Origin of the sequence: Actinophytocola sp. (genome assembly GCF_036002505.1) — a bacterium.
Lineage (GTDB): Bacteria > Actinomycetota > Actinomycetes > Mycobacteriales > Pseudonocardiaceae > DASYTH01.
The window spans coordinates 1-4,901 of record NZ_DASYTH010000417.1 but is presented as its reverse complement, the minus strand read 5'-3'; the positions used below and the strand labels follow the sequence as shown (position 1 = coordinate 4,901).

5 protein-coding genes and 1 pseudogene are annotated in these 4,901 nt (G+C 69.4%); 2 read left to right on the top strand and 4 right to left on the bottom strand.

Going from position 1 to position 4,901, the window contains the following annotated elements:
* Positions 1–112: 112 nt before the first annotated feature.
* Complete coding sequence (locus tag VGR06_RS36800) at positions 113–1,048, bottom strand: superoxide dismutase (protein ID WP_327563837.1); 936 nt, start codon at positions 1,046–1,048, stop codon at positions 113–115.
* 145 nt (positions 1,049–1,193) lie between these two features.
* Between VGR06_RS36800 and VGR06_RS36795 the strand changes: the two genes are divergently transcribed.
* Entirely contained in the window at positions 1,194–1,703 is a 510-nt protein-coding gene (locus VGR06_RS36795; protein WP_327563836.1) for a hypothetical protein, read from the top strand.
* A gap of 2 nt (positions 1,704–1,705) precedes the next feature.
* On the top strand, positions 1,706–2,362 hold the full coding sequence (locus VGR06_RS36790; RefSeq protein ID WP_327563835.1) for an MOSC domain-containing protein: 657 nt from the start codon (positions 1,706–1,708) through the stop codon (positions 2,360–2,362).
* A gap of 17 nt (positions 2,363–2,379) precedes the next feature.
* Here VGR06_RS36790 and VGR06_RS36785 read toward each other — a convergent pair whose 3' ends face one another.
* The 3 genes and pseudogenes from VGR06_RS36785 to VGR06_RS36775 form a co-directional block, all read right to left on the bottom strand.
* Entirely contained in the window at positions 2,380–3,114 is a 735-nt protein-coding gene (locus VGR06_RS36785) for a hypothetical protein (RefSeq protein WP_327563834.1), read from the bottom strand.
* Positions 3,115–3,232: 118 nt separating this feature from the next.
* Positions 3,233–4,219, bottom strand: a complete 987-nt coding sequence (locus VGR06_RS36780) for a tat pathway signal sequence (RefSeq protein ID WP_327563833.1) — start codon at positions 4,217–4,219, stop codon at positions 3,233–3,235.
* Between the two features lie 17 nt (positions 4,220–4,236).
* A pseudogene (locus VGR06_RS36775) lies at positions 4,237–4,901 on the bottom strand (cytochrome b); the annotation flags it as partial.

The window sequence follows — 4,901 nt, the reverse complement described above, 5'->3', positions numbered from 1 at the left end:
GCCCGTCAGCTCACCACGCCGATCACCCACCAACCGTGATCAACACTCACCCCGGCTTAAAGTCCCTGGCATTGACGTTGACCGTCCCGAAGGAGTCCTTCAGGGCGCTCCGCTACGTGTGGACGGCGATGGCGCTGTAGGTGGTGGTCGGCGTCGGTGGGGTGGAGAAGCGGGCGTTCGGGAGGTAGAGGCGGTTGCCGAACTTCGCCACGGTGGTGGGGACGTCCAGGCGCGGGTCGGTGAGGCGGGTGACAAGGCTCCCCTGAGTTCCGCTGGAGTTGAGGCGGAACACGGCGATGCGGTTGAGCTGGTTCTGCACGACGTAGAAGGTGCGGCCGTCGATGAGGATGCCGTCGCCGTTCGTGGCAGGTTCGCCGCCGAGGTCGACGGTGGTGGCGACGCCGGTGCGCGGGTTGACCCGGAAGATGGTTGCTTTGTTGGACTGGACGATGAGCAGGGCGCGGCCGTCGGGGGTGCGGGTGATGCCGTTGGTGTTGAAGCCGTCGGCGAGGACGAAGTCGCCGGACAGCGGGAGGTTGATGACGTCCGCCGGGTCGGGGAGCCGGCCGTGGCGCAGCGGGAGACCGTAGAGGAAGGCGCGGCGGGAGTCGGTGAACCAGGCGGCGTTCGGGGTGAGGGTGACGTCGTTGATGAACGTGTCCCCGGTGGCGAACTGGTAGTGCGCGAGGACGGCGCCGGAGCGCAGGTCGACGACCCGGGCGTCACCCGCGGTCCCACCGGAGACGAAGGCTCTGTGGCTGTCGGTCTTGAGGCCGACCGAGGGGGTGCCGGGGCCGGGGCTGATCACGGTGCCGGCGCCGGTGAACAGGTTGACCCGGAAAATCCGGCCGTCGGCGAGGGAGCCGAAGTACGCGAACGGCCCGGGCCCGATGTCGATGCCTTCCGGGCGGAAGCCGTCGGGCAGCGGCAGCTCCGTGGGGAAGGCGTTCGACGTGTCCGCCGACGCGGCGCCGGCCAGGGCGTTCGACGTGGCCAGCGCGGTCGGCAGGGCTACCGCGGCGGTGAGGAGCGTACGGCGACGGAACATTGTCTTCAGATCCTCCGCTCTCATTCGGTCAAAAGGGGCAGGCTGCCCCGATCCGCATTACGAGCGCGACCCGGGTTCGGTTCGACCACATAAGAAGTCGACAGCTCGCGTAGATTGGGCCGTACCAGGCGCAGGGGGAGGGGTCATGGTCGAGCAGTTCAGCGGTCCGCAGAATTTCCCGGCGATGCCGCCACTGCCCGCGGAGCCGGCCGCCGCCCGGCCGCCGCGGCTGGTGCCCGTCGCCGCGGTGCTGCTGATGGTCAACCTGGCGCTGTCGGTGCTGGTGACGGTGCTCTCGTTCGTCTACCGGGACGACATCGTGCGGATGACCCTGGAGCAGTCGCACAACCAGGCGGCGTCCGACGTGGCGCGGCAGGCGGTGATCACCAGCCTGTGGGTGCGGGCCGGGGCGAACGTGCTGGTCGGATTGCTGTACCTGTTCTTCATCTCCCGGCTCTACCGGGGCAAGCGGTGGGCCTGGCGGCGGCTGGTGTGGCTGTCCCTGGCCGGGTGCGCCGGGATGATCTTCCTGCTCACCCAGCACTACCCGGTGATCTTCAAGGTCGAGCAGGTGCTCCAGTTGCTGGTGCTGGCCGCCATCGCGGTCTGCGTGCTGCACCCAGAGACCCGGGCGCACTACGCGAAACGGAAGTGACCATGGGCATCCTCCTGTCGGTGAACGTCGGCAAACCGCGGACGAACCCGTGGAAAGAGGTCGACCTCACCGGCATCGACAAGCAGCCGGTGGACGGGCCGGTCGCGGTGCGGGCGCCGGGGCCGAAGGGCACCGGTGAAGTGGGGCTGGCCGGCGACCGGGTCTACGACGTGAAGCACCACGGCGGGCCGGACCAGGCGGTGTACGCCTACGCGCGGGAGGACCTGGACGAGTGGGCGGAGCTGCTCGGGCGGGAGCTGCCCGGCGGGGTGTTCGGGGAGAACCTGACGACCGTGGGGGTGGACGTCAACGGCGCGGAGATCGGCGAGCGCTGGCGGATCGGGACGGACCTGCTGCTGGAGGTCTCGGTGCCGCGCCTCCCGTGCGGGACGTTCCAGGGCTGGATGGCGGAGCGGGGCTGGATCAAGCGCTTCACCGAGCACGCGGTGTCCGGCGCCTACCTCCGGGTGGTCGAGCCGGGCGAGATCCGGGCCGGCGACCCGGTGACGGTGGAGCACCGTCCGGGCCATGGGGTGACGGTCGCGCTCACCTTCCGGGCGCTGACCACGGAGCCTGAGCTGCTCCCCCGGCTCCTCGACGCGGACGCGCTGCCGGCCGACGTCCGGGCGACGGCACGCCGGCGGACCGGCGCCGCCTAGCCATCAGCAGCCGGTAGCTACGACACCCGACAGGTCAGGCTTGAGATCGTGATCGCCGGCAGCGGGACCAGCACCGGCTGGTAGCAGATGGGGAAGAAGACGAGGCACTCGGGCGCGGACACCCAGAAGATCTCGAAGTACAGGAAGTAGTGGATGGCCTGGATGAAGAACTCCGATCCGGAGGGCACGACCGAGCGAGGCTCGCTGCCTGACGGGGGCAACGGGGTCAATGGGTGGCTGCGCAGGTGACGGCCGTTCACCCACGTGTCGACGATCCACAGGCCGTAGTTCTCCCAGAAATGCGGCATGCCCATGCTGTAGTGCAGCGTGCCGTCCGGCGTGACGTTGACCGAGATGCGGGCAATGCCGTTCGCGCCCACCTGCGTGAAGTTCTCGCACGAAACGCCCGGCGGCGACCCGGGGCCGGTGAACGAGCGCTGGATGGACGAGGAGTCGTCGGTATAGGGGATCGGCTGGTCCTCGGGGATCGTCTCGGCGGGTGTCTGCTGGCCCGGGTCACACTGGTTGGGGCCCGAATCGTTGTTCTCCCAGTAGCACACGGGGCCGTCGCCCACCTTGTACCGCCCGGTGTCGGGCGAGCACTGGTCGGGGCCGGCGTCGTTCGGGTCCCAGTAGCACCCCGACTCGCCCACCTTCCACCGGCCGTCGTCGGCCAGCGCCGCCGGGGGCACCGACACGCCGATGCCGGCCACCGCGGACACCACCACCACGAGCACGCACAACCGCCTCATCGCCCACGCTCCACTCAACAACCGCGCTGTCGTCCAGATCGTGGGAAACGGCTGACCGGAGCTCAAGCACCGGACCCGCCAGATTGGGGACCCAATCCGCCAATCTCGAGCAGAGCGCCTAGAAGCGGCCGCTGAAGATCAGGCGGGCGACTTCGGTGACCGTCGCTTTGCCTTCGTTGAAGCCACCTTTGCCGCGGAGGTTGTTCATGGCGACCAGGGTGTAGCGCTCCCCCGGGCCGACGAAGCCGACGGTGTTCATCACCCAGCCGCCCTGCTCCTCCGACCAGCCGTCCTTGTTGCCGGGGCGTGCGGCGGGGCCGGCGCCCCAGACGCCCCACTGCTGATTCGTCGCCACTGAGCGGAGTTCGCCGGTGATGTAGTCGCGGAGGTCGGCGGGGAGCCTGGTGAGCACGTAGGTCATCAGCCGGTCGAGGTCGTCCGGGGTGCACTTCTGGAAGCCCCAGTACGGGAAGAAGCTGGAGAAACCTCGTTGCGGGGCAAGGGAGGTCATTCCATAGCCGGGGAAGGTGTCGTTGAACGACAGGTGGTCGGCGCCCGCGTACTTGAACCACAGTGTGTCCGCGGCGTTGTCGTCGGAGCTGTGCAGCATCGCCTTGATCAGCGAGCGGTCCTCAGCGGACAGGGTGATCGTGCCGGAACGGTCGCGCAGCAACAGGTCCACGGTCATGGCGAGCTTGATCGTGGACGCGGTCCAGGTGAGGTCGCCGGCGTGCTCGTTGCGCCACACCGTCCCGGTCTGCCGGTCCCGCACCACGATGCCGACCGTGCCGGGCCGTTTGGCCACATAGGACTGTGCGGCGGCGAACCGGCGCTGGAAGTCGCAGTCGAACCCGGACTGCGGCAGCGGGCATTCCTTGGCCTTCGAGCCCGCACTCGACGGCGGCGGGGTCGACGGCGCGGGCGGCGGGGGTACCGAGGACTCGACCGGAGCCACCACGCTCGGTGCCGCCAGACCCGCGGCGAGGCTGGACGGCGGAGCCGCGGACCCGCTCACTGCCGAGCCGCACGCGGTGCACAACAGCACCCCGAGGAGTGCGATGAAGGACCCCTTCAGGGCGTTGAACGTCCCAATGGGTCCCTTCATGGCAATTCGCCGCGGGCTCACAGCCGCTTGGACGGGTCCTCGGACGTGGCCAGCTCTGTGCTTTCCGAGGGCTCGAGGGCGTGCTGGGCGGCACGGGCGCGGGCCAGGGCGGCGACCTCCTCGGGCGGGTCGGGGCGCAGCAGGGAGCCCGCGACCGGCTCGCCGGCGGAGCCGAGCTTGTTCATCTTCTTCGGCACCGGGGCGCCCTGGTACTCCAGCGGGATCGGGTGCCCGTGCTCGTCCACCGGGCCGAGCGGCTGGTGGATCTCGATGAACTCACCGTGCGGCAGGCGCTTGATGATGCCCGACTCGCGGCCGTGCAGCACCTTGTCCCGGTCCCGGCGCTGGAGGCCGAGGCAGATCCGCTTGGTGGCGATGAACACGAGGACCGGTACGACGAAGAACGCGATCCGGACGAACCAGGTGATCGAGTTGATCGACAGGTGGAAGTGCGTGGCCCAGAGGTCGTTGCCGCCACCGACGAGCAGGATGAAGTACCAGCTGATCCACGCGGCGCCGAACGCGGTCCGGGTCGGGACGTTGCGCGGGCGGTCCAGGATGTGGTGCTCGCGCTTGTCGCCGGTGACCCAGGACTCGATGAACGGGTAGACCGCGATCGCGACCAGCACCAGCGGGAAGATCACCAGCGGGATGAACACGCCCAGGACGAGCGTGTGGCCCC